Origin of the sequence: Chitinimonas sp. BJB300, from assembly GCF_002735695.1 — a bacterium.
Classification (GTDB): Bacteria; Pseudomonadota; Gammaproteobacteria; order Burkholderiales; family Chitinimonadaceae; genus Chitinimonas.
Window position 1 is genome coordinate 1 of record NZ_PDZH01000342.1, and the last position, 762, is coordinate 762.

Here is a 762-nt window from a genome sequence, read left to right on the forward strand (position 1 = left end):
TGCCTGAGCATCAAGACGCAGAAGAACCCATTCGCACTTTGCCGCAAGTTACTGATCAACGCCTCCCGCGCGGCTTATGATCAGTTACAGCTGCTTCTCGCAGCTACTGCGTAACATCAGTCAGTAATCTACAGATAGAAATTCACCCTTTCCTGCAGAACCGGAAGGTCGTGGATTACGCTCGCAGCCAGGGCATTGCCATCACTGCCTACATGCCCCTGGCCTATGGCAAGGTGTTGCAAGACCCTGTACTACTGGCCATTGCCAAGCAACATCAGGTCAGTGCAGCCCAGGTAGCATTGGCTCGGTCGGTTCAACAGGGCTTTACCGTCATACCCTCCTCTACCCAACGAGCCAACCTGGCAGCAAATAGGGTAGCCACCAATATGCAGCTGACCACTGCGGACATGGCCGCCATTGCTGCTCGGGAACGTGGAGAACGGCTGGCCAACCTAAGCTTTGCACCTGACTGGGATTAACCCAGCCCATTCAGTAAGAACCTGCCTAAAGTCTTGCGAGCTAAGGCAAGATAAGGCGAAAACAGCCGCGGAAGCGGAGTTTACACAGAGTAAATGAGCATTCCGAGGTCGTTTTCAACGCCATATTGCCGACGCGTAGCAGACTTTAGACAGGTTCTATCGGCATAGGGGCGACCAGATGTTCTGGCCGACCCCTGCCACACCACCCGGCATGCGGGTCCGCACCGGGCGGTTGGAGCAGTTGAGGTCAATCTGCCTCCAATTGATGCACATCGCCCGGTTT

1 pseudogene is annotated in these 762 nt (G+C 55.1%); it reads left to right on the forward strand.

The annotated features are described in order from the left end of the window. Nucleotides 1-131: 131 nt before the first annotated feature. Nucleotides 132-479, forward strand: a pseudogene (locus CSQ89_RS21760) (aldo/keto reductase); the annotation flags it as partial. Nucleotides 480-762: the final 283 nt, after the last annotated feature.